20 protein-coding genes are annotated in these 26,994 nt (G+C 58.7%); 4 read left to right on the top strand and 16 right to left on the bottom strand.

The annotated features are described in order from the left end of the window. On the top strand, nt 1-4,230 hold the full coding sequence (locus tag ABUK12_RS13350) for a hypothetical protein (RefSeq protein WP_410012307.1): 4,230 nt from the start codon (nt 1-3) through the stop codon (nt 4,228-4,230). Nucleotides 4,231-4,247: 17 nt separating this feature from the next. On the opposite strand, the gene ABUK12_RS13345 is transcribed toward ABUK12_RS13350, so the two are convergent. The 5 genes from ABUK12_RS13345 to ABUK12_RS13325 are packed head-to-tail and all read right to left on the bottom strand — an operon-like array spanning nt 4,248 to nt 9,479. Next, on the bottom strand, nt 4,248-5,753 hold the full coding sequence (locus ABUK12_RS13345; RefSeq protein WP_410012306.1) for an efflux transporter outer membrane subunit: 1,506 nt from the start codon (nt 5,751-5,753) through the stop codon (nt 4,248-4,250). Between the two features lie 2 nt (nt 5,754-5,755). Beyond that, a complete protein-coding gene (locus tag ABUK12_RS13340; protein ID WP_410012305.1) occupies nt 5,756-6,679 on the bottom strand; it encodes an efflux RND transporter periplasmic adaptor subunit in 924 nt (307 codons plus the stop codon). A 6-nt stretch (nt 6,680-6,685) separates the two neighbouring features. Next, complete coding sequence (locus ABUK12_RS13335) at nt 6,686-6,895, bottom strand: DUF1656 domain-containing protein (RefSeq protein WP_410012304.1); 210 nt, start codon at nt 6,893-6,895, stop codon at nt 6,686-6,688. After that, nucleotides 6,892-8,988: an FUSC family protein gene (locus ABUK12_RS13330; RefSeq protein ID WP_410012303.1), complete on the bottom strand. Its 2,097-nt coding sequence runs from the start codon at nt 8,986-8,988 to the stop codon at nt 6,892-6,894. Before ABUK12_RS13330 ends, ABUK12_RS13335 begins: the two co-directional genes overlap by 4 nt. Nucleotides 8,989-8,993: 5 nt before the next feature. Further along, nucleotides 8,994-9,479 (bottom strand): MarR family winged helix-turn-helix transcriptional regulator, encoded by a 486-nt coding sequence (locus ABUK12_RS13325; protein ID WP_410012302.1) that lies wholly within the window; start codon nt 9,477-9,479, stop codon nt 8,994-8,996. Nucleotides 9,480-9,668: 189 nt separating this feature from the next. Here ABUK12_RS13325 and ABUK12_RS13320 point away from each other — a divergent pair, with 189 nt between their 5' ends. Beyond that, nucleotides 9,669-10,778 (top strand): hypothetical protein, encoded by a 1,110-nt coding sequence (locus tag ABUK12_RS13320; RefSeq protein WP_410012300.1) that lies wholly within the window; start codon nt 9,669-9,671, stop codon nt 10,776-10,778. Between the two features lie 20 nt (nt 10,779-10,798). Here the strand turns inward: ABUK12_RS13320 and ABUK12_RS13315 are convergent, their stop codons facing one another. The 11 genes from ABUK12_RS13315 to ABUK12_RS13265 form a co-directional block, all read right to left on the bottom strand. Continuing rightward, entirely contained in the window at nt 10,799-11,938 is a 1,140-nt protein-coding gene (locus ABUK12_RS13315) for a glycoside hydrolase family 105 protein (protein ID WP_410012299.1), read from the bottom strand. Nucleotides 11,939-11,971: 33 nt separating this feature from the next. Further along, nucleotides 11,972-13,537: an MFS transporter gene (locus tag ABUK12_RS13310; RefSeq protein WP_410012298.1), complete on the bottom strand. Its 1,566-nt coding sequence runs from the start codon at nt 13,535-13,537 to the stop codon at nt 11,972-11,974. Between the two features lie 251 nt (nt 13,538-13,788). Then, nucleotides 13,789-14,310 (bottom strand): 5' nucleotidase, NT5C type, encoded by a 522-nt coding sequence (locus tag ABUK12_RS13305; protein WP_410012296.1) that lies wholly within the window; start codon nt 14,308-14,310, stop codon nt 13,789-13,791. Nucleotides 14,311-14,424: 114 nt separating this feature from the next. After that, nucleotides 14,425-15,678: a DegT/DnrJ/EryC1/StrS family aminotransferase gene (locus tag ABUK12_RS13300; RefSeq protein ID WP_410012295.1), complete on the bottom strand. Its 1,254-nt coding sequence runs from the start codon at nt 15,676-15,678 to the stop codon at nt 14,425-14,427. A 194-nt stretch (nt 15,679-15,872) separates the two neighbouring features. Next, nucleotides 15,873-16,595: an L-fucose operon activator gene (gene fucR / locus ABUK12_RS13295; RefSeq protein ID WP_410012293.1), complete on the bottom strand. Its 723-nt coding sequence runs from the start codon at nt 16,593-16,595 to the stop codon at nt 15,873-15,875. A gap of 90 nt (nt 16,596-16,685) precedes the next feature. Next, nucleotides 16,686-17,114 carry an L-fucose mutarotase gene (gene fucU / locus ABUK12_RS13290; protein WP_410012292.1) on the bottom strand — a complete coding sequence of 143 codons (429 nt, stop codon included), beginning with the start codon at nt 17,112-17,114 and terminating at the stop codon, nt 16,686-16,688. Beyond that, nucleotides 17,108-18,583, bottom strand: coding sequence for an L-fuculokinase (fucK, locus tag ABUK12_RS13285; protein WP_410012291.1), 1,476 nt, complete (start codon nt 18,581-18,583; stop codon nt 17,108-17,110). The genes fucU and fucK overlap by 7 nt, the downstream gene beginning before the upstream one ends. Before the next feature lie 78 nt (nt 18,584-18,661). After that, nucleotides 18,662-20,422, bottom strand: coding sequence for an L-fucose isomerase (locus tag ABUK12_RS13280; protein ID WP_410016640.1), 1,761 nt, complete (start codon nt 20,420-20,422; stop codon nt 18,662-18,664). A 63-nt stretch (nt 20,423-20,485) separates the two neighbouring features. Next, a complete protein-coding gene (locus ABUK12_RS13275; RefSeq protein WP_410012289.1) occupies nt 20,486-21,445 on the bottom strand; it encodes an ABC transporter substrate-binding protein in 960 nt (319 codons plus the stop codon). A 53-nt stretch (nt 21,446-21,498) separates the two neighbouring features. Next, nucleotides 21,499-22,479, bottom strand: a complete 981-nt coding sequence (locus ABUK12_RS13270) for an ABC transporter permease (RefSeq protein ID WP_410012288.1) — start codon at nt 22,477-22,479, stop codon at nt 21,499-21,501. 3 nt (nt 22,480-22,482) lie between these two features. Next, a complete protein-coding gene (locus ABUK12_RS13265) occupies nt 22,483-23,982 on the bottom strand; it encodes a sugar ABC transporter ATP-binding protein (protein WP_410012287.1) in 1,500 nt (499 codons plus the stop codon). A gap of 626 nt (nt 23,983-24,608) precedes the next feature. Here ABUK12_RS13265 and ABUK12_RS13260 point away from each other — a divergent pair. Both ABUK12_RS13260 and ABUK12_RS13255 read left to right on the top strand, forming a co-directional pair. Continuing rightward, complete coding sequence (locus ABUK12_RS13260; protein WP_410012285.1) at nt 24,609-25,256, top strand: L-fuculose-phosphate aldolase; 648 nt, start codon at nt 24,609-24,611, stop codon at nt 25,254-25,256. Nucleotides 25,257-25,609: 353 nt separating this feature from the next. After that, nucleotides 25,610-26,857, top strand: coding sequence for an FAD-dependent monooxygenase (locus ABUK12_RS13255; protein WP_410012283.1), 1,248 nt, complete (start codon nt 25,610-25,612; stop codon nt 26,855-26,857). Nucleotides 26,858-26,994 lie beyond the last annotated feature (137 nt).

Below are 26,994 nucleotides of genomic sequence, written 5' to 3'. Positions count from 1 at the left end.
ATGCCGCAATGTCCCCTTGCCAGCAGAAGTTGCATTGGTATTTATCATAATAAAACCGCCATTACCGTTGCGGATCAAAAATATCAGCGTCAAATCATTCGCTATTTATCCGAGCACCCCGGCGACCCGCTTAAACGCGCGCGCGCGGATCTGCTGCTGCAAAGTTTGCTATTTATAACGAATATCACGGCTCATACGTCGACCCGCATTTTGCCGCCGGTGGCGCATAAAAAGAACACACATTCGCCGGTATCGCCGGCTGCCCCGCTCGCCGCTGAACGCCAGACGGGGAACGCCGGCGATCGCCGCCATTATTGGCACGCCAGCCTTATTCTCGCCCGAATCGATGCGAAAGCGGGTGAGGGTGGCATATTGCCCGCCATGGTCAAACCGGCGTGGATAAAATCCGGCGACGCCGAAATGGGGCGCGGTGACGTAATCGCCGACCGCTCCACGCTCGCGCGGCGCCAGCGTCGGCATGCGGCATTAAAAACCAGGCATGATCATGGCATAAACTTGCGCGGCCCGTCCGGCGTGGATGATCCGGCGGCCAATAAAGTGAAAGCGCAAACCCGCCGGATTACGGCGTGGCTGATAAAAGAACGTCTCGCCGCCGTTGACGATGTCGCCAATCATATTTACCCCTTGATCAACCGATGTATTGATTCTTTACAGGATAATCCCGGCATATTACCCAGCCTGGCCAGGGAACTGAGCAAGCCGTCGGGTGATTTTGGATCGTATCGCGCGGAGCTATTATCTGAAAAACAGCAGCAGCGTATTTTCAACCAGTGGCTGGATGCGGTGGTCTTTAAACCCGGCATCGGCGAGTTTATTGCCCGCGCCCTGGTGTGCGACAGGTCCGGCGACGATGAAAATCCCCCCTCGCGCACGGCCATAAGGCACATATTTTCCGCCATCGAAGCTGAGCTGGCGGCCCCCGCCACGGCGCAAGAGGACGCGGCTTCCCCGGACGCGGGCCAGGCGTTAAGCCAATCCGCCCAGCGCTATATCCTGGACAATGTGGTCTTTGCCGACATGCCGACCTTGCGGTTTTATAACGAAACCGCGCCTTTTGCCGGCATGGATGTTGGCAGCGTGGAATGGGTCTATTTGCATGCCGGGCTGCGTTATGCCGACAGCCTGGCGCTGGACGGTTCTCTCCTGTCGAAAGAAGAATTGCTCCAGCTAGGGTATTCGCTGGAAGAGATGCTAAGCGCCGCGGTGATTGATGCCGAAGTGTTGTTTTTATTTGACGCGCCGGCCAGGATTTTTTATAGCCGGCAACAAAGGTTTCCGGCGACAGAACGGCAGGTGGAAAATATCTTCCATGGGACGAATGCCTCCTCTGTTGCCCTCGAGGCGTTCTTTGCCGCCGGCGAAAAATATAAAAACGACCATAATCCGGCGGAAATTTTACTCTCGGCGCTGGGGAAATACCAAACCCGTACCGCATTGTCGCCGGATCTGGCGCAGGCTACGGCGCTGTTCCAGAGTCAAAATGAGGATATTGCCGCTAAATACGCCGTGGTGGACGCATTAATGCTGTCGCGGTTGCTGGAGGATCGGGCGTCGGTGGCGTCTGAATTTATCGCCGGCGCAGCGGTGAGGTTAATATCGGCAAAATTCAGCGCCTTTAAAAGCCTGAAGTATATCATGGGCGCAAGGCATATTCCCCGACACGCTTATTCCATCGCGCTATTGCCCGAGGTAGACCTGCTGGCCGCGTCCGTGGGGAGCGAAATACGGATTTTTGCCCTGCGACCCTCGCAAGCGGGTTATAGCCTTGAGCGCGTGGATAAGATAACGGCACATTATTATGCGCTGATGACGGACCCCACGACGGCGAGAAAAGATCCGGACTATCAGTTGGAAATTAATGAGAAGGCCGTCAACGCGCCGCTGATGAAAAGTGCCGGCGATACGCTGGGGCCGTTGATCGAAAATTTGGTCATGCGGCATAAGCAGCGGCTGTTAGACCAACTGCATCAATTCGGTTTTGAAGAAACGTCATGGGAAAAAACACAAAAATTCCTGCTGTCACTGGTTCCGTTTCATGATTGCTTAACGGGCCTCGACGATGGGCGCAGGGAGGCGATCATACCCTGCCTGACGGACGCGTTTTCCCTGGTTCCCCTGGCTGGGCAGGGCGTGGCGCTATCGGCCCGATTTGCACAACGCGGCGCCATGGGCGGCATAGTTGCCCTGCGCGCCAACCTCGGCGCCCTGGTTGTGCGCGCGTCATTCAGGGAAACGCTGCGCCGGGCCGGAACGGATGTCGTCCACTTCGCCGTGCTGCCGGCGTCGCGCGAGCTGAACCGCCAGGCCATGATTTCGCTTGGCCTGACGGCCATCAGGGCCATGGATCCCGGCGTTGAACTGGCGGGCTTCGCCGCCGCCCGGACGTTTAAACAGCTGGTCTCCATCGCCGAATTCATGAACGGCCGACTACCGGTATGGCAAAAAATACGCCTGGGGCTTGAACAGCGTCTACCGCCGGTAATGGCGCCGCCGCCCGCTACACCGGTAATAATGGCTCGGCTGGCGGGGCTGGACAAGGAACTGCCGGTGGTAAAACTCGGGGGCGATAAGCTGGCGGGCCAGGACATTTATGTCCGTTTTAATCCCGAGACCGGCGAAGCCTTCGGCAAAAAATACCTGTTAGCCCCTGGCAATATATTGCAGTCGGTGCCTTTGCCCATGGCCAAACGGTTGCGAAACATTCTGGAAGAGGGTATGGGCGGGCGGGGCGCGCCGGGGGCGGGGAAAGCATTCGCCGCCGCATCCGCCGGCCAGCCCTATGCCTGGGTCACGGTCCAACACCTGGCGGCATGGGTGGAAAACGCCATCGGTCCATTACCAACCACTACCCTGGCCCTTATCGCGCGGTGGCGCATTTCTGTACGCCAATGGCGGGGCTATGTAAGCCCGGACGGGGTATTAACGGCCCGGGGGCGCGAGATGTTGCAAAACGCCGCGCCGGTGACATGGCGTCGCATTCTTGACCTGCCGCTTGCTATGCAACAGCGTATCCTGGGTCCTTCCTACCCGGGGACATTAAGCCATACCGGCCTTGCTTTTCCTGTAGCGGATAACGCTCATCGCGTCCTGGCGCTTTTTCCCCGGCAATCCGATTTGCTCCTGGCAAAAGAACATGCCCATTTCAATGACATATGGCATCGATGGGCAGCCGGCGGGAGCAGCCACGAACAGCGCGGCAATGCGGTGGTAACATTGCAGTTCTGCCTGCGAGATAACCTGAAGGAACTTGATTTAAGGGGGTTGGGCCTGAGGTCTTTACCCACGGCATTACCGCCACAGGTGGTGAAACTGAAGCTTAGCCACAATGAGCTGCGACACTTTCAAGGCGTTCCGCTGCCCAATTTAACGCACCTTGATATCAGCCATAATCGTTTTAGCCTGTTACCCCGGGTGCAGGCGGATAAGCTGGAAACCCTTATCGCCCATCACAACCAGTTACAAAAACTTCCCGCCACGCAGGCGCCGAACTTGTCCGAACTTGACGTCAGCTATAACGAGATTAATATGGTCAACCTGATTAACCATGGGAAATTGATGTCGTTAAAACTTAATAATAATGAATTAACCACGTTACCCGACATTAGCCAGCTAAAATTAAAAAGTCTTTATCTGGACCATAATTTTCTGACCGAGTTGCCCCGGTTACCGGAGACGTTAACTATTTTCAGCGCCGCGAATAATATTTTAGCGCAGGGAATGGCGGTAGTACCGCACAAATTAACCAATCTGGATCTTAGCTTTAATTTAATCAACAAAATACCCCAGCAATGGCAGTTCAGCCAGTTGTTGCATCTGAAACTCAATAACAACCAGATAAGTGATATACAGCGGCTATTGCCGCCAACGCTGATTACCTTGTCGGCAAACCACAACTTTATCATGGAACTGCCGCCAACCTGGCCACCTAAAATAAGGTTTATAGGGCTACAGCATAATGATATCACCACGTTGGCAAACACCCACTTCCCGCCCGGGCTGCGGCTGATCAACCTGAACCACAACCATATCCAGTCCCTATCTGAAAACTTGCCCGCCGGCATAAAAAAGATTTTCATCGCCGACAATAAATTGAAAGCCATTATGACCAACGTGCCGCGTGACCTGGAGCTTATCGACGTTAGCAAGAATATGATTAAGCAGCGCCCCGCGCATTTGCCCGTCGAGGTGGAATTTATCAATACCCCTTAGCGGCAGGGCGTGCGCCTCTATTTTATCGCGCCCTGCGCTGTTTCCCAGCCCCCGCCCAACGCCCGGAACAGCATCACCTGATCGTCGGCCAGTTGCGCCTGCGACTGCGCCAGGGCGGCGTCGCTGTCGGCCAGGCTGCGTTCCGCGTCCAGTACATCCAGATAGCCTATTTTGCCGCTGGCGTACAGCCGGCGGGTTTTTTCCGCCACGTCACGGGTTTCTTTACCCGCAGCGCGCAGCGCCTGGTAGCGGTCCAGTTCCCGGGCGTAATTATTCAGGGCGGTCTCCACTTCCCGCAGCGCGGTCAGGACGGAACCGTCAAAGCGGGCCAGACTGGCTTTTGTGGCCGCCTGGGACTGGGCGATGCGCGCCTGCGCCACGCCATTATTGGGGATCGTCCAGGAAATCAGCGGCCCAAGGCTCCAGCCATAGGTATCTTTTTCGCCGATGCCGTTCATCAAGCCGGCGGAGCTGCCCGCCAGGCCCAGGGTGATTTTGGGATAGAGATCGGCCATCGCCACGCCGACCCGGGCGGTGGCGGCGGCCAACTGACGCTCGTTCTGGCGGATATCCGGACGGCGGCGCAGGAGCGCGGCGCCGTCCCCCATCGGGATAAGCCGGCTGAGGCGGGGCGGCGTCACGCAGTCGGCGACATCACGCGGAAAATCCTGCGGCAGCGCCCCGGTAAGGGTGGCCAGACGGTAGAGCGCGTTCTGGCGCTGGGCCAGCAGGGGCGGCAGGGTAGCCGCGAGCTGTTGCAACTGCGCGCGGGCGCGTACGGTATCCAGTTCACCGGTGCGGCCCGCCTGTAGCAGCCGGCCGGTTAACGCCACCGATTGACGCTGCAGGTCGATAGAACGCCGGGCGGTTTGCAGCCGCAGGCCGGTGGCGCAGATCTCGGCATAGGCGCGGGCGGTGTTCGCCGCCACGTTGATTCTGACCAGATCAAGGGCCGCCCGGGCCGCCTCGCTGTCGGCGTTGGCGGCCTCGATGGCGCGCTGGATCTGGCCGAACAAATCCAGCTGATAGGACAAGTTCAGGCCGCTGTCGTAGTGCCAGGCGTTATCCGGCACATAACCCGGCTGCAATTCGGACAGCCCGGACGGATGGCCGTAATAAGGCCTGGCGTTAACGCCGAGCGTGGGATTTTGCGCGCTGCCGGCTTCCCCGAGCAAGGCCTGCTCCCGCTCAAGATTGGCCATGGCGACACGCAGATCGGTATTACGCGCCAGCGCCTGGGCCACCAGGCGGTCAAGCCTGGCATCCCGGTAAAGCTGCCACCAGCGGTCCGGCAGCGGTTGGGCGCTGGCCGGCGCGGCTCCGGCCTGCGCCGGGGCGTTCGTTTTATCATCCGCCAGCGGCAGGCTGCCGGCGCGGGTGACCAGCGTTGATGCGGGAGCCCGGTAGTCCGGCCCGACCGGTTGTAACGAGCAGGCGTTCAGGCCGGCCAGGGCCAGCACTATGGCGCAGGCCGGCCCGAACGGAAATTTTTGATATCCGGCAATCATGGCTTGCATCGGCATGGCTAGCGTCCTTGCGCGACGGGATGGAGGTTAATGATGCCGCTGGACGACCCCGCCACCTCCACGGTAACCGTCTCGCCGGCCACCAGCCGCTGATCCGGCGCTAAAGCGCCGATTTTCACCCGTACGGGGATACGCTGCGCCAGCCTTACCCAGTTAAAGGTCGGGTTCACGCTGGGCAGCAGGTTATCGCCGGTCAGCCGATCGCGTTCGGCAATGCCGGCGGCGATGCTTTCCACCGTACCCTTGAACGGCCCATTGCCGCCCATGGGGATAACCCGGACCGGATCGCCAAGGTGAATGCGCGGCAGCTTGGTTTCCTCAAAATAACCCTCGACGTAAAACGATCCGGTATCCACCAGCGCCATCACCGGTTTGCCGGTGGTGGCATAGCTGCCCTGGCGCAGATCAAGATTGGTCACCATGCCGTCGACCGGCGAACGCACCTGGGCCCGCTGCAGGTTCAGCCGGGCGCTGTCCAGCGCGACCTCGGCCTGGGCCAGGGCGTTTTGCGCCTGGTCGAGCTGGGTGCGGGTGCGTTCCCGTTCCTCCTGCGGGATCAGCGTGCCCAACTGGGCATTGCGCTTGTCCTCGCGCTGGGCCTGGGCGATGGCGATGCGCTGGGAGTTAAGGCCGACTTCCGCCTGCCGCACCGCCAGTTCATAGCGGCTGCGATCCACCACGAATAACAATGCGCCGGCCGCCACGCGCTGGTTATCATGCACCGCCACCTCGGTCACCAGGCCGGAAACATCCGGCGCGATGGGCACCACGTTGGCGCGCACCCGGCCGTCCCGGGTCCAGGGGGCCAGTTCATAATGATCCCATAGCTGCAATACCGCCCAAATGGCCGCCAGCGTCACCAGCAGGGTAATCAATACGCGGATCGCTTGCCGCGAACGTAAGGCAAAAGTGTCGGATTTCATCGTAGGTTATCGCTGCAAAAGATACGTGACATGGGTAATCCCATAAAGTAAAAGGAAATAAACGGCGATATCGAACAAGGCCGGATGCCAGACCCAGCGATAAAAACCGCCCATCGCCAGCAGGCGCCGTACCGCCCAGAATAGCCCCAGCGCGGCCAGTGCCAGCACCATCAGCCAGGGGAAAAAGAGACCATAAAAACTGGCTTCGCCAATCATGGCGCCTCCTCCTTAACGTTCAGGGCGACGGGGGCGTCGGGGAACAGGTTATTGCGCAGCCCCACCAGGGCGGAAATGGCGCTGCGCCACTGCGGGGTGGGTTCCGGCATGTCGAGCATCGTGCCCAGCGCCTGGTCGACGGCACGATGCAACGACACGGCGGGCAGGTTTTCCGCCGAGCGGAACAACTGGGACAACTGGGCGAGCAGCGCGCCGAAGTCCACCGCCGGAAAATGCCGCCGCGCCTGCTGCAGCGCGATGATATTCACCCCCAGGCGCAGATCGCGCAGGGTTTCCCTGGCGACGCTATGGTGCCGGTTGGTTTCGCCCTGGGCGATGCGCGTCACCAGCAGGCCGATGCGATCGATCATCCTGACGGCAAAAATTTGCAGCTGCTGCGCTTTTACGCCCCTGGCCATCGCCACCAGGTCGCGGCGTATTGCCCGGCGGATACGGCGCGCGCTCCAGTCGGCGCCGACCGAGCGAAATAACCGGGTTACCCGCGCCGCCACGAAGGTTCCCAATAACTGGGCGGTGGTGCTGTTGATAAAGCTGGTGACGTCCGCATGGGCGGTATCATGCAGCGACAGGGTGCCCGCCACGCCGAACAGCAGCGGCAGCGCCACCATAAGCAGGGCCGGGCGGGCGCTGTAGCAGCCCAGCACCAGGAACAGCGGCGCGCATATCAGTACCAGCATGCCGAAGTCATGTACCGCGGGCAGCAGCACCAGAATATAAATCGCCGATATTGGAGCCGACAGGAAGGTGTATTTAAGGAAATTATTGATGGCGGGCACCGGATCGTCCATGACGGCGAAAAAGCTGCAAAACACCGCCGCCATCATGGCCGCGGTGGCGCCGTCGGCCCAGCCGATTTGGATCCAGAACACGCAACACAGGCCGATGGCGATAAAGGCCGCCAGCGACGAAAGCAGCGCCATGCCCAGATCCCGATGCAGCACCCGGTTGCCGACGGCGGCCAGGCGGCGCCTGGGCATGACGCCGAGCCGCATGGCGGTGGCGATATCCTGGCGCAGCACTATGCACTCCTGCCATTTCATCACCAGTTCTTCCAGGTAGCTGACCAGCGAAATGCGCAACGCCTGCGACCACGGGCTGTGATTACCGCCGGATTCCAGCCGTGTTGCCGATTCCCTCAGCGCCAGGCGCTGGTCGTGATACTCCGCCGGGGTGAGCCGGACCTCGACGCCGGCCATTAGCGGTTCGTTGGCCGCCAGCCAGGCGCTGATTTGCCGTTGCACCGCCAGCACATCGGGGCTCCAGCCGCCTTCCGCCCGATACAGCGCCTGCAGGCGATCCTCCACCCCGGAGAGCGTGGGGATCAGTTCCGCCACCCGGTCCTGCATGGTACGCATAGCGCCCGCCGTCCAGGCCAGATTGCCGGTATCAAACGGGATATGGGTGGCCAGCAGCCGCAGTTGGGTAATATCCACCGACAGGCGCAGGCGCGCCGCGGAAGTGGCGCCGTCCTCCCCTGCGGTAGGGGGAAGCGGCGCCGGGGCGGAAAAAATATCCTTCAGCCAGCGCCGGGTATCGGTTAAGGTTTTGTCCAGCAGGCCCATGACGCTGCCCGTCAAGCCTGCCGGCAGCACCACGCTGTGTACCAGGGTGGCGCATAAAATCCCCAGGCAGATTTCCTCCACCCGGGTGATGGCGGTATTAAAGATCAAATCCGGGGTCTGTACCGATGGAAAACCGATCAGCGCCGCCGTGTAGCCGGCCAGCATAAAGGCGTAGGAGCGCGGGGTTCTGTCGAGCAGGGAAATAAACAGGCAGACGCTGACCCACAGCGCCATGGCCAGCACCAGCAGCACCGGCGCGTTGGACAGGGCGGGAATGATAAATACCGTGGCGGTGCTGCCGATAAACGTGCCGCACAGGCGGTAGACCGCCTTCGATCGCACCATGCCGGCCAGCGGCTGGCTGACCACATAGACCGTCATCATCGACCAGAAGGTATTGGGCAGCCCGGCGCGGCTGGACAAATAGAGTGCCATCATCGCCGCCGTAAAGCTTTTCAGCGAATAAATCATTTCCGCGCGGGAAAACAGCCTCAAGGCAGGCAACGTCATGGTCATCAGGCCGGCGTGTTGATTAGCGCGTCGTCCAGGGACGAAGATCCGTTGATACCCAGCCGCCGTTCCAGCAGGCAAAAAGTCCGCAGGCATGCGTCAATGTCCGCCTGCGGCACGTCCTCGAACAGCGTGGCGCGAAAGTCGTTCAGCATCGCCTCGATCCGTATCTGGATAGCGCTGCCCGCCGGCGTCAGGTGCAGAACCTTGGCGCGCTTGTCCACCAGGTCGTCCTGGCGCAACACCAGCCCGGCATCCACCAGTTGGTTGAGCGAGCGCACCAGGGAGGGGCCCTCGATCCCTAGTTCTTCCGACAGCCCGCCGGGACGTATCCCTTCGGGATGACGGCCTATCAGCACCAGCGGCCAGGCCATGGCGGAGGAGAGTCCCAGCGGCGCGACCAGTTTATCCGCCTTGGCCCGATAGGCCCGTTGTAGCTGGCCCAGGGCCATGGTCATCGCCATCAGCGCCTGCGCGCGGGTTTTCGGCATAGTCATCGCTATCGTTAGTATGTAATTAGGTAGTTTGCTAACTATATGGTGATCAGGGGCATGCGTCAACGGATCGGCCGCTTTTCGTTATGCAGTCTTTGCCGATTCGGGACTAGGTTTATTACCCATACATAGTGATCATAGCTATCCACTAACGCGTTGTTGCGTACTGATAAGGATGACTACGCCATGCCAGATCCGTTATTAACCGGCCATGTATTGGGAGAGGCGGCCTGCCTGCACGCCGTTGATGATGGGCCGCCGGAAACGCCTCGCTTTTCGCTTGATCATTTTATCCTGAAGACCTATGTGCAGCCCTGCCGCTACGGCGCATATCGCCTTTATCACGGCATGCGCTGGTTTGAACATGCCGATACCGCTTCCCTTAGCGCGCGCATCCATTTTACCCGCTGTCTGGTCGATCGCATCATTGCCATGGACTTGCCCAGGCAACAGCCGCTAACCCTGATTTCACTGGGTGCCGGCGGACTTTTGGCGGAATATGTCATCAGCCGGTTATTAACCGATAAGGGATTTACGCATCTTCGCTGGCGCTGCATCGACGTTATGTATGCCCATGAGGATTTTGCCGACGCCATCAGGGTTTTCCGTGAATGCACCGGCTCTTGCATCGAGACTTTTTCCACCGAGCGGGCGTATCTTGATCCTATGGCGGGCGCGGGGGCTTGGGCGGCAGGCGACAGGGACGACGGCGCCGCCATTGTGCTGTCCATGGCGCCGCCGGCGATAGCGATGAAAGATTTGACGCCGTCGCAGGAAAAACAATTGGCGGGCCAGGTCTGCATGCGCGGGCATATTACCGAAGAGCTGGACGAGGCCAACTGTGTGAATATTATTTTCGCACTAAACAATAATATAGACAGCTATTATCAAGAATTAACGGCTGTGCTCAAAGGCAGTAATAAACTTATCTGGCTTAATTGTATACTAAAATGCTCTGTGAATGACCAAGGGCATTATGATATGGTCTCCAGCGCTGATACATACGCCGATGTCATTTATAACAGGCTGACAACGCAATTACATCAGCTCTGGAAAAGCGCGCGTCTTCGCACCGCCGGGGCGCCGGGCGATGCCGTCCCCGTGCTTAGCCTGTCGCAGATCATTATAGCGGCGGGGTTGCTAAGGACACGATGGCCGCCATTAAGGGTTATCCACAAGCTGTTTTTATTCAACGATTATGATATCGCGTTGAGCGGGCTGCGCGCCTTTTTTCGCGACGGCAGCCGGTCAACGTTATTTGCTTCTTTTGAGAATAATACCGCGGAGTTTGCCTAAGCGAGCGGCAATGGCCCGGTTTAGATATAGACCCGCAAATACTCCGTCAGGCACAATATGGCCATGGCCTGGCCGTAGGGCATGGACGTCAGGGGGATCTGGCGGTAATATTCCAGCTCGCTGCCCATCGCCGTGCCGAACGACACATCGGTCAACTCGCCGTCCTGGTTTATGCGGCCGATGACGCCGCGCACCGCGTTTTCCGCCATTGCCCGGTAGCGCGGGTCGATGTAGCGTTTGCGCAGCGCCTTCAGTATGCCATAGGCAAAACCGGCGGTGGCTGAGCTTTCCAGGTACGACTGCGGCTCATCAAGCAGCGTATGCCACAGGCCGCTCTCATCCTGGCATTTTTCCAGGGCGTCGATTTGGCTGGTCAGTACCTCGAGCAGATAGCGGCGCGTGGGGTCCTGTTCCGGCAAATCCAGCAACTCGATAAATTCCGGAATGGCCACCGTCAGCCAGCTGTTGCCGCGCGCCCAGCGCGCCCGGGCAAAATTATGCCGGCCGGCGAAACTCCAGCCGTGAAACCACAGCCCGGTTTCCCGATCCATCAGGTACTGGATATGCAGTAAAAATTGATAGGTTGCTTCCGCCACGAACTCCGGCCGGTTGAGCAATTTGCCGATTTTCGCCAGGGGCAGCACGCTCATCATCAGCGTATCGTCCCACAGCTGCTGATGGTTTTCATTGTTATAGACGATATGCTGCAACCCGTTTTTTTCGGTGCGCGGCATCTCGTACATCACCCATTCCGCCCAGCGCTCCAGGTAAGGGCGCCAGGCTGGATTGCCGGTATCCTCATAGCGGTAGGCCAGGGTCAGCAGCGGACACACCGTGTTCACGTTTTTGGTGGGCGTGCCCTCCGCCAGCCTGGCGGCGAACCAGTCGTCGATAATCCCCCGCATCCGGTCGTCGCCGGTTTGCTGGTAGTATTGATAAATGCCGTACAGGCCGATGCCGTGCGTCCATTCCCACCCGGCCCATCCCTTGGTGTCGATGACCCGTCCGTCGTCGAGGCGCAGTAAAAACTCGCCGGTGCGATCCTCGATATTGATCAGGTTATCGGTCACCTTGCCGATCAATTCTTTTAACCGGTCGCGGGGTAACAGATATTCAGGCTGCCGGAGCAACGGGCTGTGTTTTACGCTAAAGATAGTCATGTATGTCGTCCTGCCGATGTCTTTATAGATAGATTAAATCAGGTGCCCGGTGGGCGCGGCTTTTTCCGGCGCGCCTTTATGGCGGTTAAGGTAGCCGATGTTGTTATTGCCCCACAGCGATTCGTATTTCATGCCGGTCAGCGTCTCCACGGTGGCCCGTGCCTCCGGCGTGATCTGCTGCGGCAGCGGATGATTGGCCGCGCGCATTTTTTGCGTTTCCAACTGCAGGATGCGGTGGGTTTTCAGGTTCAGCTTAAAGCGCAGGGAAATAATGAAACCCGCGGTCAGCACCAGCACCGTGCCGATGCACAGGATGGCCAGGATGGCGTGGCTTACCTGCGGCAACTGCACTTTCTGCCCGGAAACGAACCCCGACAGCTGCAGGAACACCCCCACCAGCATTACCGCCCCGGCCTGGGACGCCTTGCGCGTCAGCGTCATGATGCCGGCGAAGATGCCCTCGCGCCGCTGGGCGGTGATCGCCTCGTCCACATCGGCGATATAGGTGTAGATATTCCAGGGCACATAGTTGATGCCGCCCCGGCCAAGGCCGGCCACGGCCGATACCAGCAGCAGCAGCGAGAACGTGTCGCTCAGGCCGGCGTAGTACAGCACGCCGTAGGAGAGCGCGCTCAGGCCGAACAGGGTGACCACCAGCCGGTAGGACGGCGCCGGTCCGAAGCGGATGCACAGCGGGATCATGCCGATCACCGCCACGAACTGCAGGATCGCCATCACCCCCATCAGGTTGGAGGCCACGGTGGCGCTTTGCATCAGCACGAACACCACATAATAGGTAAACACCGCGTTGAATACGTCCTGGGCGATGTAGCCGCCGAGGTACAGGCCCAGATGCTGGCGAAAGATGCGCACGCGCAGCGTGGAGGACAGTTCGATATGCAGGCGCCGCAGGCTTTGTCCCAGGGTCAGCTGCTGTTTTTCACGCTCAAGCTTTAATACCGCCTCCGATTTCAGCGCCGCCGGCCGCTCCCAGGTAAACAAATAGACCAGGGTCAGCACCAGCGCGCAGATCACCGCGAACACCACGCTGGCGTAGAAAAAGGAAATGGCGTTGTCCTTGCCGAAATGCGACAGCAGGATGCCGGGCAAAAAGGCGGCCAGGATGGCGGACAGCTGCGCCAGGGCGATGCGCGCGCCGGAGAACTTGGATTTTTGTTTAAAATCGTCGGTCATTTCCGGCACCAGGGTTTCGTAGGGCACCAGGATCATGGTGTAGACCACGTCGAACAGCAGATAGGTCAGCAGGTAATAACCGTAGCCCATGCCGCCGACCCACATCAGGCAGTAGCTGAACACGCAGGGAATGCCGAGCAGGATAAAAAACTTACGGCGGCCGAAGCGCTTGCCCAGCCAGGTGCCGCCGAAGTTATCGGTCAGGTAGCCCATCAGCGGGCTGACCACGGCGTCCAGCACCCGGGCGCAGGCAAAGATAAAGGTGGCCTCGATGGGCGAGAGACCGCAAAACGTGGTGTAGAAATAAAGCAGCCAGGCGGCGGTCAGGGCGGTGGTGCCCGCGCCCAGGAAATCGCCGGAGCCATAAGCCAGATATTGCGGTAAACCTATGGAGCGTATTTTCATCGTCATGCTTCCCCGGATAAGGCGTTGACAGGGCATGGTAAAAAACGGTCAACCGACCGTAATCCTCATTGTCGCTGTCAACCCTAGCGCCTGGGGCGGCGAGAAACCTTTCTCCCGTTGCCAGACCCGGTGATTGAATGGCAAAAAAACAAAGAGCGGGGCGATCAAGCTCAAATTTATAAAATTTTATTTCTTTTATTAAGAAACATTGGTTCATTTAATCAGCAAAGCCTGTCCGCCGCGGCGCAAACCTACAAAAAAAGATCAGCCACCTCCCGCCAGTCGTTGACCCGGCGATAGCCGCGCGCATGGATATTATGCGGAGCGGTAAACAGGATGCCTTCGCCGACGAAATGCTCAAAATGACGGACATTGTCGTCGATAAGAAAATCGGCGTTGAGGATGCGCTTGTTGCCGCAAAAGACAAAATTCATGGCGCTTAAAAAACCGAAGTGGGTTTGCAGCCAGTTAAACTTGGCGGTAAACGAGGCGGGGAATTCCATGGCGGCGGTAGTGATGAAAACATGGTATTTGCCGCTCAATTCCCGGACCACATCCTGCGCGCCGGCGATCACATCCAGATCGCTGAAAAACGCCGGCTCGCCGATCATCTGGTTGATTTTATCGCGCAGCGCCGGACGCAATTGCTGAATAGTCTGTCCGGCAAGATCGTTTAAACCGATATGTTCGCCAAATTCGGCATTAAAATGCCGGATCATTTTGCTGTTGAAATCGGCAATCACCTCATCCATATCTATGGCTATCGTCTGCATGGCTCCTCCGGTTTTTCAGGCCGCGCCGTGCAGCGGCGGGCCGGTATCGTAGAGCACAATACTAGCCCAACAAGCGGGTAATTGGCCACGCTTGTCCCGGCATCACGCGCGCGCTCACTGGAAAAATTGGTTGATAACGCCGACGATCCGGTCCTGCTCTGCCAGGGACATATGATTGTGCAGTGGAATATGGAGCACCGTGGCATGAATGCTGCGGCTGGTAGCGAAACTTATTTTATCCTGGTAGGTTAAGGCAAACTCGTTGGCCCCGTCATACCCTAATATGGGATAATAGATATCAAATTCGATATTCATTATTTTGGCAAAACGTATCAACTCGTCCCGCTTGCCCGCGTTGACCCGGATGGGGAATAAATGCCAGGTGTTGGCCGCTTGTTCGATGGGCAGCGTAATAAATCCGCGATGTTCCAGGAGAGCGAGCTTATTAATATAACGATAAGCCAGGTAAGATCGTTTTAACGCATTCAGGGCAAAAAAAGTTAATTTGGCTAATAACGTCGCCGCCTGGATATTATCCATCCGGCTGTTAAACCCCCAATTCTGCGCTTTGACGTTTTTTTTACCCTCGCAAAAGCCATGATAGGAAAATTGCCGGGCGCGTTTGGCGATGGCCGAGGAACAGGTCAGCAACGCGCCCGCCTTGCCGAATCCGCCGATGTTTTTAAACGGGTTAAAACTCAGCGTCACTACATCGCCGTAGTTGATGATATCCGGTATGCCGAAACACTGGGCCGCGTCAATGATGACGCGCAGCTCATGATGCCTGGCCTCTTGGGATATGGCGCTCATATTTCTGACGGAGCCGTACAGGCAAACGGCCAGGATGGCCTTGGTGCGCGGGGTGACCAGCCGCGGGATCTCGGTTGGGTTGAGATTGAAACTGGCGTCGATGTTGGCGTAGACCGGCTTTGCCCCGATGGAAAATATGGCGTTTTCCGTGGCCGCGAAAGAGTTGGGCGGCACAATGACTTCGTCGCCCGCACCGACGCCGATGGCCTTCAGCGCAATTTTCAGCGCGTCCGTCCCGCTGCTGGTGGCGATGCATGCCGTCGCCCGGTAAGACGCCGCCAGCCGTTTTTCCAGCCGGGTGATAAAGTCGCCGCTGGTGAACTGGCCTGACGCCACCACTTTTTCCATTTCTTCCAGGCAAGCCGCCCGCTCTTTGTCCGAATTAAGCCGGGTGAAGGGGAGGAATGGAATAGGGGCGCCGCTGTCGTATTTGGCTTCGTTATTAATAATACTGATTAAGCCGTCGCTTTCCATAGGTAAATGGGTTGCCCGTGCGTTGGATTTTCCAGTCTTTAATAATTCAAGTGCGTGATGATTAATATCGATAATGTTAAGCATATAGCTTATTCTTCCTTGATGGCCGGGAGAATAACTTATGCCATTAATGTAAAAAAATCATCATAAAGTTAAAATTTTAACGTTATTTTTCGCTCAATGATTTAGCATTAATATACTTAATTATTTGCAATAAATATTATGTTTTTAATATCCATGCGCCGTTTTTCGTTTCCCCGGCCATAGCGGCGGGCGCATCACGTTGGCGGCTTTCGGTACTCCGTATCGGAAATGACCCGCGCCACCAGGGCCAGCGGTCCGATTTTCACCGTGCTCCTGCGCCCGAGCTTGCTTTTGTCCATCAGCAACAGCGACTGCGTGGCCTTGTTGAGCATCAAGGTCTTGTAATCGGCGTTGATCGCGTTCGAATCCCACATGATATCGTCATTATCAATGCCTTCGCAGGAAAAAATAAACAGGTCGATATCAAGGTGCCTGACGATGGAAAACAGCGCTGGATTGACGTAACAGGCATATTTACGCTGCAACGTGCCGCCGGAGCTGACCAGCGTAATATGGGATTTCTTTTCCAGCTCGCTGCACACCCGGACGCTATTGGTAAACACGGTTAGGGGGATGTCCGGCAGCTTTTTGGCCAGGTACCAGCACGTGGTGCTGGCATCCAGGGCAATCACCATATCCTCGTCAACCCAGGTCAGGGCCTGGCCGGCGATATCAGCCTTGCTGTTTAAATGGCTTTTGACGCGGGCATTAAACGAGTCGCCGCTGTCGGGTTTGCCGCGCGCAATGCCTTTGGCCCGGCCATGTTGACGGATGATCAGGCCCTGGTCCTGCAGGCTGTTGAAATCCCGGCGGATGGTTTCCTTGCTGACGTCGAACCACGCCGCCAGTTCATCCACCTTCAGGACCTCCTGTTGGGATATTAACGCCAGGATATCTTGCTGCCGCGTTGATTTCATCTTGCCCTCCCGCTTACCCGATGTCCCGCTTCCGGCGCCCCAGGCCAGGGTGTGAAAGCGGTTGTCGGCATAAGATACGGCAACGGACGGTCAAAATATGGGCGTTACCCCTTTTTTTAATAAGATATTACCGTATTTTGCCCGCTCGCCGGTCATGACGATGGCGAACGCCCGCCGGGCGCGCTCGTAAAAAGCAAACCGGTCGATGCGCGTCACCGGCAGGCGTTCGCCCGCGCCAAACAAGGCCTGCAGGTAGCGGTTTTCCACCGCCGGGTCCAGTTCATCCCCTGCGCCGGGCATCATCATCACCAGCGGCGGCGCATAGCTGTCCAGCTGGAACAGCGGGATCACCGCCGCCAGCAGCGGTCCGATGTCCAGCCCGTCGGCGCGCAGCACCTGCGGGCCGAGGGAATGCCCCGGAAAATGCGCATCGGCGAAAACAATCTCGTCGCCATGGCCCATTTCGGCCAGCGTTTTTAGCAGCGACGGCGAGATAAGCGGGGATATCAGTTTTAACATACATGCACTCCAGTTCGAGGGGATGGGAGCCCGGTCGGGGGCCACTTAATATCGGCATAGTCGCCGCCGGGCCTGAACCATTGATAGCGATAGCCGACCAGGGCGCGGGCATCTTCCGGCGACGGAACATAACCGATGCCGCTCCAGATAAACATCGAGGCGCCCAATACCGTGGTTTCCGCCTCGTCCATCACTTTGATCGGCACCTGCAGCAGGTCGGCCTTGATTTGGTTCCACAGGGCATTGCGACCGCCGCCGCCCACCAGCGTCAGTTCACTGACGGTGAAATGTCCTATTTGCGCTAATAATGCCAGATTATCGCGCAGGGTCACGGCCAGTCCTTCCAGCGCGGCGCGATAAATATGGCCGCGCCGCGCCGCCAGCGCAAGTCCCTGCCAGCTTGCCAGTCCCGCCCCCGCCGCCAGCAGGGAACCGCTCATCCTGACGCCGTCCGCCCCCGGCGGCACCTCGCGCGCCTCGCGAATCATCGCCTGATAGACTTTGCTGGCCGGCGTTGCCGACCAGCAAAGCTCGCGCACCCACTCCAGTACGCCGGAGGCCAGCCATTGCAGGCCGGGATTAAACAGGCCGGCGCAGCTGTCCAGCTCGCAGGTGGACCCGGCGATACGCGGCAGTATGCTGGTGTCCACCCGCCGGCTGCGTACCATCAGTATTTCCCAGGTGCCGGAGGACAGCACCGGCTGGTCCAGCCCGGCCCCCGACCCGAACAGGGCAAACTGCGTGTCATGCCCGGCGGCGATCACCGGCAGGCCCGGCGGCAGCCCAAGCCTGGCGGCGGCGGCGGGCAGCAGCGCGCCGATGATATCGCCGGCGTTCACCAGCGGTGGAAACAGCGCGGCGTCCAGGCCGACGGCCGCCAGTATCCGCGCGCTAAAGCATTCGCGCCCGACATCCAGCAGCTGGCTGGTGCCGGCCATGGTGCGATCGGTGGTGAACGCGCCGGTCAGGCGGTGGTTGATAAGCGACGAGATAAACAGCCAGGCGCGGGCCTTCGCCAGCAATGCGGGATGATGCTGTTTCAGCCAGATAAGTTTATACAGGGTATTAAAACTGAACTGGCCGACGCCCGATATCGCCTGTAATTCCGCCGGGCTGATATAGCGGGCGATATCGGCCATCACCGGCGCGGTGCGCGGACACTTCCAACTGATAACCGGATACAGCAAGGCGCCTTGCGCGTCCACCAGCGCGCCGTCGACGCCAAAGGTGGTCACGGCCAGGCCGCGCACCCGGCATGACGCCAGTCCGGCCGCCAGGCGGCGGGAGCACTGGCTGAAGCCGTCCATAATGCTGTCCAGCGACCAGGTTTGCCAGTCGGGGTTCTCCGCCGCCGGCAGGCTGGCGTTCGGCATAACCGCCTTGGCGACCGTCCGGCCGTCCGGGGCCATGGCGATCGCCCGGATATTGGTGGCGCCGCAGTCCAGTACGATAACCACATCTTGCTTCATACCGTCTCCCCACTCGCGTCAAGGGGCGGGGCCGGCAATCCCGCGATAGCGCCGGGATCCGGCCGCGCGCCGCCGGGATTATTTTTTATATAACGCGCCGTAGTTGGCGCAGGCGCGGTAATCCTGTCCTTCCGGATCCATGCCGTGGGCGGCCCAGGCGGAGGGCCGGTAGATGTCTTCCGGCGCCACGTTATGCATGCAAACCGGGATGCGCAGCATCGCCGCCAGGGTAATAAAATCCGCGCCGACGTGGCCCACGCTGAGCACCCCGTGATTAGCGCCCCAGTTGGCCATCACCGAGTAGACGTCGCGAAACGGTCCTTGCCCGGTCAGCCGGGGGGCGAACCAGGTGGTCGGCCAGGTGGCGTCGGTGCGCTGGTTCAGCGTATCGTGGACCCCGGCGGGCAAATCGACGCTCCAGCCCTCGGCGATTTGCAGCACCGGTCCGACGCCGCGGATGATATTGACGCGCGTCATGGTGAACGGCACGCCGCCCCGGCTTAAAAAGCATGACGAATAGCCGCCGCCGCGAAAATACTCATGAATGGCCGGGCACCACGCGGTGGCCGCCAGGCACGCCTGGGCGTCCTGTTCGGTTATCTCCCAATGCGGTTTGATGGTGGGGTTGCCCGCGTCATCGGTCTGGCGGCAGGTGCCGTCAAGCGCCGCCGAGCCGGAGTTGATCAGATGGATAATGCCCGCCGCGGCCCGGCCTTCAAGCCGGTGGCCGGTAACCCGTTCCACCGCCTGCGGCGACCAGTAGGTGCGCACATCGGCAAAAATCTGCGCGGTGCCGGTCAAGGCGCGGCCGAACAGCATGGCGGCGGCGTTCAGGCTATCGTTTTCCGTCGCCACCACCATCGGCGCGCGTACCCCGTTCCAGTCGAACGCGCTGTTGAGCAACGCCTCGGCGGTGTCGCCGTTGGGGTACTGATCGGTCCAATGCCGCTGCCCCTGGAAGCCGGCGGCAATGGCGTTATAGCCCAAAGACTCCTCAATAAAGCCCTTGGCCGCCACCTTAGCGCTGCCCTGCATCATGTCGCGGATACAGATCGCCATCAGCAGGCTGTCGCGCAATACGCCGCGGCTTTGCGCGGCATCGCGGCGGTACCGCTGCGCATTCTTGTCCGGGCCGAAACGAAAGGCCTTGTCCGCCCAGGCCAGCGCCAGCGCCAGTTCTTCCTCGTCATAAATGCCCTGATCCATGCGGCGGCGCAGCTCGGTCATATCCACCGCCTGCACCTTCATGCCCAGCCAGGATTCAAAAAAGTCATGATCGACAATGGAACCGGCGATGCCCATGGCGACGCCGCCGATGGACAGATAGCTTTTACCGCGCAGGGATGCCGCGGCAATGCCCGCGCGGGCGAAGCGCAGGAGCTTTTCCCGCACGTCGTCGGGAATGGCGCCGTCCCCGCCGTCCTGCACGTCGCGGCCATAGATGGCGAACGCCGGCAGTCCTTTCTGGTTATGGCCGGCCAGCGCGGCGGCAAGATACACCGCGCCGGGGCGCTCGGTGCCGTTAAACCCCCAGATGGCTTTCGGCCGGAAGGGATCCATGTCGATGGTTTCGCTGCCGTAGCACCAGCATGGCGTTACGGTAATGGTCAGGCCGATGTTGCGGCCGCTGAATTTGCGCTCGCAGGCGGCGGATTCCGCCATCCCGGCAATGCAGGTATCGGCGATGACGCACGCCACCGGCTCGCCGTTGGGGTAGCGCAGGGACGCGGTTAGCAGGGCGGCGGTGGCGCGCGCCATTGACAGCGTTTGTTCTTCCAGCGATTCGCGGATGCCCAGGCGACGGCCGTCAATAACCGGGCGAATGCCGATGGCCGGCATATCGTCATGCCGCTGTGGGGAAGCTGTTGTCTTGTTCATGGCAATTCCTTGTGACGTTGACGGTTATTTTTTGCCGAACGGATAGAGCAATTTCTGGATAGCCGGATCGTTAAGATTGGTTTGGGTAACGAATTTCACCGGGATATCGATGACCTTGGCCACCGTCTGTCCCTTCAGGAAGCTGTCGAGGGTCTTGATGCCCTGGTAGCCGATTTGGTAGGCGTCCTGGACGATAAAACCCTGCAGGGTATTGGATTTCAGGAAACCGATAATGGCCTCGGTACTGTCGAAACCGATCACCTTGACCTTGCCGGCCAGGCTCAGGCTGTCAATGGCGTTGGCGACGCCCAGCGTCGACCCCTCGTTGGTGGCATAGATGCCCGCCAGGTCGGGATTGGCCTGTACCATATCGATGGTTTTATCCATGGCTTTCTGCGGGTCGCCGTCGCTGTACTGCACCGGCAGCAGGGTAATGGCGGGATATTTTTCCTTGATGGTCTTGGTAAAACCCTCGGTACGCTCTATCGCCGAGGTGGTGCCCGCCACATGGGCGATAATGCCGACCTTGCCTTTGCCTCCCACCTCTTTCGCCAGGGCGTCCGCTGCCGCGGAGCCGGCCTTGACGTTATTGGTGGCGACAAAGCTCACCGGGATATCGGAGTTGACGCCGGAGTCGAAGGTGGCGACAGCGATTTTTTTGCTGTGCGCCATTTCCACCAACGGCACCAGGGCGTTGGCATCCAGTGCCGCGAGCAGAATACCGCTGGGCTGGCGCGTGATGGTATTTTCCATCAGTTGGATTTGTTCGGCGATTTGCGTTTCATCGGACGGGCCGACAAAACTGGTTTTTATGCCTAATTCTTTTGCCGCCGCCTCCGAACCCAGTTTTACCGTTTGGAAAAATTCATGCTGGTAGCCTTTGCTCACCACCGGAATAGAGATATCGCCGGTGGCGGCATCAGCGCCGCCCGCGCCGCATAGCGTGAACAGCGCGATGCCGCACAACCTGATTAATTTCATCATGACAACCTCCAAAGTGATATTTTTACTGTCCAGATAACAGGAACGTCGGTGAATCAGATCTTTTTGCGCAGCGTATCCAGATACACCGCCGCAACCACGACAATGCCCATCGCAACCATTTGCCAGAATTGCGACACGCCCATTAAATTCAGTCCGTTTTTCAGCACGCTCATGATAAAGGCGCCGATAATAGTGCCGCCGATGGTGCCGATGCCGCCCATCAGGCTGGTGCCGCCGATCACCACCGCGGCGATGGCCTCAAGCTCATAGCCCACGCCCACCGTCGGTTGTCCGGAATTCAGCCGTGATGCCAGCACCACTCCCGCGATGCCGGTCAATATGCCGCAGAACAGATAAACGAACAGTTTGACGTTCCGCACCTTGATTCCCGATAAATGGGCGGCGTCCTCATTGCTGCCGACGGCGTAGATATACCGGCCGATAACGGTTCTTTTCAGGATATAGGCGGCAATGGCCGCCAGTACGATCAGGTAGATAACCGGATAGGGCAGGAAATCGAACAGCTTGCCCTGGGCCAGGGTTTTAAAACCGGGATATTGCGAAAAATAAATGGCGCGGCCGTCGGTCAGCACCATATTGATGCCGCGCACCGACATCATCAGGCCGAGCGTGGCGATAAAGGGGGGAATGGCCGCCCGGGCCACCAGAAAACCGTTGATATAACCGCACAACGCGCCGCCCAGCGCCCCGCAGAGGATACACAGCGCCAGCGGCAGTCCGGCCGCGGCCCCCAGGCCGATGGCCACGCCGGAAAACGCCACCACCGACCCCAGCGACAGGTCGATGCCGGAGGTAATAATGACGTAGGTTACGCCAATGGCCATGATGCCTATTACCGAGGTTTGCAGGGCGATGGTCATCAGGTTTTCGGTGTTCAGGAAAAACGGCGAACCGAGGCTGAAAAATAGCATCAGCAGAATCAGGCTGAGCAGCGGAGCAAAACGCATCAGCAACGCTTTATTACTTATTTTTTTATTGGAGCCGTTCTGTAAATATTTGGTTATGCCAATCATGATTTACCCCTCAAGCGTTGCATATTTCATTATATTTTCCTGGGTGGCCTGCGCGGCCGACAGCTCGGCGGTAATACGCCCCTGCCGCATTACCAATATCCTGTCGCACATGCCCAAGATCTCCGGTAATTCAGACGAAATCATAATGATTGATTTACCTTCCGCCGTCAGACGGTTCATCAAATCGTATATTTCGAGCTTGGCGCCGACGTCAATGCCGCGTGTCGGTTCATCAAAAATCAATATTTCCGAATTCTTGCATAGCCATTTGGCGATAATAATTTTCTGCTGGTTGCCGCCGCTTAAATTTACCGCCAGTTGTTCCAGGTCAGGCGTTTTAATACGCAGCTGGCGGCGCAGGCGCTCGCTTTCGGCGTGACACCTTTTGTCGTCGATAATCCCTAAGCCGTTGGCATAGTGCCGGTAACTGCTGAGCATAATATTGGTGCCGACCGACAGGCCCAGCGCCAGCCCGTCTTTTTTGCGATCTTCGGTCAGATAGCCGATGCCCAGGGCGATGGCGCCGTGCACGCTGCTTATTTTGACGCGATGTCCGGACAGGCGTATTTCCCCGTGGTCCATGGGATCGGCGCCAAACAGCGCCCGCGCCACCTCGGTTCGTCCGGCGCCCATCAGGCCGGCGATGCCGAGGATCTCGCCTTTGCGCAGCGCAAAGGTAATATCGTGCAGTACGCCCTTACGGCCGAGATTATGGACGTCGAGCACCACGTCGTCGCCGGGAATGGCGGCCCGGGCGGGGTAGATATCGCCCAGCTCGCGTCCCACCATCATGGCGATCAGCTGTTCGATGCGCACCATGGTGTAATCGACGGTGGCGATATATTTACCGTCGCGCATGACCGTGGCCCGATCGGCGATAAGCGCCAGTTCCTCCAGCCGGTGGGAGATATAAACGATGGCGACCCCCTGCGACTTAAGCAGTTCGATCACCTTGAACAGACTGTCGATTTCACTTTCGGTCAGGGCCGCGGTAGGTTCGTCCATGATCAGGATTTTGGCGTTGACCGAGAGCGCCTTAGCGATTTCCACCATCTGCTGCTGCGCCACGGTCAATTCACGGATGCGCCTGGCCGGATCGATGGTCAGGTTCAGCATCTGCAGGATATTCATGACCGCCTGGCGCTGGGCGACGTCATCCAGGATCCATGGCGCGCGTTGATGAAATTCCCGGCCGATATAAATATTTTCTTCCACGGTTAAATCAGGAAATAAATTGAATTCCTGGTGAATAATGGCAATGCCCAACGCCCCCGCCTGGATGGGGCTGGTAATCGTCACCGGCCGGCCGTCGAGTTCTATCCGGCCCTCGTCGCAAGAATAAACACCGGATAATATTTTCATCAGCGTGGATTTGCCCGCGCCGTTTTCACCCAGCAGCGCATGAACCTCCCCGCGGTTTAAATCGAAGTTAACGTTATCCAGGGCCAATACCCCGGGGAATCGTTTTGTGACATGTTTCATGGTTAACAACGCTGCGGACATGTTGCCTCCGGACAAAACGGGTTCTGGGTGTTTCAATGTTTTAGCTAACTCGAGTTAGCTATTTAAGACATGTTCCCCGGATAAACAAAGTATTTATCCCCCTTTTGTGATGGCGATCGGGCCAGTCAGATTAATACACTGATAAAAAACAATTTTATTGACGGTTTATCCCTTCTTCTCGGGCGGGGACGTTACGGCGCGGGGTAATGAACGTGTTTGCCGTAAAAGCCTGCCGCTGGAAAAAATCTAAGGCAGATACGGATAAAAACCTACGGCGGGGGAGAGGTAAGGTCTGTTATGTAAATAAATTGTGAAGTTAATCACTAAAAAAAACGACGGTTAAATGATTTTTCTTCTGCCACGAAAAAAATAGCGGCGGATAAATGACCGTATTAGAGGTTTAGTAAAAAAACGGGCACTTATTAACAATAGACAAAGCAGGTTGACCGTTTACGCCGGTTCTGCGTTTAAACGGACATTTCTATTTAACTTCAGCACGATGAAAAGCGTATGACCATTAAAATAATGTCGATGTTATCACAATTATAATGCTCGTCGACGGCAGGGTAAGTCGTTCAGTTAATTATTACGCGGAAAAATGGCACTTATTAACTTGAGGAGCAATCATGGGAAGAACGACGCTTGCGCACGAGATTATCGCCACGTGTCTGGAGATGACGCGTTTAGGATTGAACCAGGGTACCGCCGGCAATGTCAGCGTCCGCTACCAGGGCGGAATGCTGATTACACCGTCCGGTATCCCTTATGAGCAGCTGACGGAGCAGCACATTGTCTTTGTCGACGGCCAGGGACATGGCGAAACGGACAAGATCCCCTCCAGCGAATGGCGCTTCCACCAGGCGGTATACCAGGCCCGGCCGGACGCCAACGCCGTGGTCCATAACCATGCGGTCAACTGTACCGGCGTGTCGATCCTCAACCGGCCGATTCCGGCGATCCACTATATGATTGCCGCCGCCGGCGGCAGCGATATTCCCTGCGCGCCTTACGCCACCTTCGGCAGCCGGGCCTTGTCCGAACATGTGGCTGCGGCGATCAAACACCGTAAGGCCATCCTGTTACAGCATCATGGGCTTATCGCCGCGGAAGATAATCTGGCCAAGGCGCTGTGGCTGGCCCATGAGGTGGAGGTGCTGGCCGCGTTGTACTTAAAACTCCTGCCGATTATCGATCCGGTGCCGGTATTGTCCAACGATGAAATTGCGCGCGTGGTGGAAAAATTCAAAACCTACGGCCTGCGTGTGGAGCAATAACCGGGCCTTAACGCCGGCGCCGCGCCGGCGTTAATTTCCGTGGCCGCAGGGGGTGCCGGACGCCGGGAGGCGCCGCGCGGCCGCCAGCCATAACGTCTTCAGGGTAGCGTATACGGCTAGCCGTTATTCATAAAATAATAAGCAATATGTCTATAACGTCGCTGCCATTGCGTCGCCCGCCGTGGTGAACAAGACTGACATAAGCACGCCCTATGCCGAGACGGCCGTTTAACCCCAAGCTTCCCGACATGTGCTGCGCCCGCCCGCCGGGTCCCCGGCGAACCCTGGGCGGGTTCCGACAAAAGGTGTGTAGCACTATTTCATTAAACGTTTATTCACCAAAGGTTAACTGAATGAATCGTAAGCTTCGTATAGGCGTCATCGGCGGAGGCATCGGTGGCGCTGCATTGACCGCATCATTGCAGCAACGGGGCATGGAAGCACATCTGTTTGAGCGTACAGCGGCATTTAGAGAAGTGGGCGCGGGGGTGCAGATGACGCCCAACGCGGTAAAAGTGTTAAAGGCCCTTGGCCTGGGCGGCGAACTCCAGCGGTTGGGCTACCTGCCGCTGGCGATTGTCGGGCGCAACTGGCGTACCGGGCGGGAGAAGTTTCGCACGCCATTATCCAGTGCCTGCCCGCAGCTGTTTGGCGCGGAGTTTTATCACCTGCACCGGGCCGATTTGCTGGCCATGCTGGTCGGCCTTATCGACGCGCGGTTGATTACCCACAACGCGCGCTGCGTCTCGGTGCTTAACCATGAGGGGACGGCGGTCGCCCGCTTTGATAACGGCGCGGAGTACGAGGCCGATGTCATCGTTGGCGCCGACGGCGTTCATTCGGTGGTGCGCGGCGCGCTGTTTGGCGACGAAGCGCCGCGTTTTACCGGCCATATCTGCTGGCGCGCCGCCATTACCCTGGGCGAACACGCCGATTTTATCAGCCCGGTTTCCGCCGTCTGGCTTGGCCCCAACGGACATGTCGTGACCTATACCATCTGCGGCGGCCGGGTGTTGAACATCGTCGCGGTCAGCGAAGCCGCCGACTGGATGGAGTCATCCTGGCATTTGCCCAGTAATCGCGACGAGCTGTTGCGCACGTTCAGCGGCTGGCATCCCGAGCTGCTGCGCATTCTGTCCTGCGCGCGAAACGTGCTGAAATGGGGCTTGTTCGATCGGGATCCGATGCCGCGCTGGTCGCTGGGGCATATCACGCTGCTGGGCGACGCGGCGCATCCCATGCTGCCGTTCCTGGCCCAGGGCGCCGCCATGGCCATGGAGGACGGATATGTGCTGGCCAGCGTCCTGGCGGCCAATGCCGGCGATATCCCCCGGGCGCTGCGGTTATACGAGGCGGAACGGCTGCCGCGCACCAGCCGGGTCCAGCTTTCGGCGCGCGAGCGGGGCCGGCTGTATCATTTGTCCTCGCCGTGGCAGCAGTTCCGGCGTGATTTCAGCTACAAGGTCAAGGCCCTGATGAATCCCCATGCGTCCGGCCTGGAAGCTCACTGGGTCTTCGCCTACGATGCCACCGCCTTCAGCCCGCCCGCGGCCACGCCGCCCGATGCGCCGGCGACCGCCACGCGTTCTGTTATGGGATAGGGGGATGTCGCCGGCGCCCTCCGGTCAGCGGGGTCCGGCGCCGTCGCCTGCCCCGGTTGACGTGTTACCCGCCGGCGGCGGCATTGGCCGGCTGGCTTGCCGTCATGGCAACCTGCGGTTAGAATAACCCTACTTTT

Source organism: Sodalis sp. C49, assembly GCF_046352915.1.
Taxonomy (GTDB): domain Bacteria; phylum Pseudomonadota; class Gammaproteobacteria; order Enterobacterales; family Enterobacteriaceae; genus Acerihabitans.
This window is presented reverse-complemented; position numbering and strand designations above follow the sequence as displayed.

Bases quoted from the DNA above. Each gene is read 5' to 3' on its own strand.
- ABUK12_RS13350 (WP_410012307.1), top strand. From the start codon at position 1: ATGCCGCAATGTCCCCTTGCCAGCAGAAGTTGCATTGGTATTTATCAT.
- ABUK12_RS13345 (WP_410012306.1), bottom strand. From the start codon at position 5,753: ATGCCGATGCAAGCCATGATTGCCGGATATCAAAAATTTCCGTTCGGG.
- ABUK12_RS13340 (WP_410012305.1), bottom strand. From the start codon at position 6,679: ATGAAATCCGACACTTTTGCCTTACGTTCGCGGCAAGCGATCCGCGTA.
- ABUK12_RS13335 (WP_410012304.1), bottom strand. From the start codon at position 6,895: ATGATTGGCGAAGCCAGTTTTTATGGTCTCTTTTTCCCCTGGCTGATG.
- ABUK12_RS13330 (WP_410012303.1), bottom strand. From the start codon at position 8,988: ATGACGTTGCCTGCCTTGAGGCTGTTTTCCCGCGCGGAAATGATTTAT.
- ABUK12_RS13325 (WP_410012302.1), bottom strand. From the start codon at position 9,479: ATGCCGAAAACCCGCGCGCAGGCGCTGATGGCGATGACCATGGCCCTG.
- ABUK12_RS13320 (WP_410012300.1), top strand. From the start codon at position 9,669: ATGCCAGATCCGTTATTAACCGGCCATGTATTGGGAGAGGCGGCCTGC.
- ABUK12_RS13315 (WP_410012299.1), bottom strand. From the start codon at position 11,938: ATGACTATCTTTAGCGTAAAACACAGCCCGTTGCTCCGGCAGCCTGAA.
- ABUK12_RS13310 (WP_410012298.1), bottom strand. From the start codon at position 13,537: ATGAAAATACGCTCCATAGGTTTACCGCAATATCTGGCTTATGGCTCC.
- ABUK12_RS13305 (WP_410012296.1), bottom strand. From the start codon at position 14,310: ATGCAGACGATAGCCATAGATATGGATGAGGTGATTGCCGATTTCAAC.
- ABUK12_RS13300 (WP_410012295.1), bottom strand. From the start codon at position 15,678: ATGCTTAACATTATCGATATTAATCATCACGCACTTGAATTATTAAAG.
- fucR (WP_410012293.1), bottom strand. From the start codon at position 16,595: ATGAAATCAACGCGGCAGCAAGATATCCTGGCGTTAATATCCCAACAG.
- fucU (WP_410012292.1), bottom strand. From the start codon at position 17,114: ATGTTAAAACTGATATCCCCGCTTATCTCGCCGTCGCTGCTAAAAACG.
- fucK (WP_410012291.1), bottom strand. From the start codon at position 18,583: ATGAAGCAAGATGTGGTTATCGTACTGGACTGCGGCGCCACCAATATC.
- ABUK12_RS13280 (WP_410016640.1), bottom strand. From the start codon at position 20,422: ATGCCGGCCATCGGCATTCGCCCGGTTATTGACGGCCGTCGCCTGGGC.
- ABUK12_RS13275 (WP_410012289.1), bottom strand. From the start codon at position 21,445: ATGATGAAATTAATCAGGTTGTGCGGCATCGCGCTGTTCACGCTATGC.
- ABUK12_RS13270 (WP_410012288.1), bottom strand. From the start codon at position 22,479: ATGATTGGCATAACCAAATATTTACAGAACGGCTCCAATAAAAAAATA.
- ABUK12_RS13265 (WP_410012287.1), bottom strand. From the start codon at position 23,982: ATGTCCGCAGCGTTGTTAACCATGAAACATGTCACAAAACGATTCCCC.
- ABUK12_RS13260 (WP_410012285.1), top strand. From the start codon at position 24,609: ATGGGAAGAACGACGCTTGCGCACGAGATTATCGCCACGTGTCTGGAG.
- ABUK12_RS13255 (WP_410012283.1), top strand. From the start codon at position 25,610: ATGAATCGTAAGCTTCGTATAGGCGTCATCGGCGGAGGCATCGGTGGC.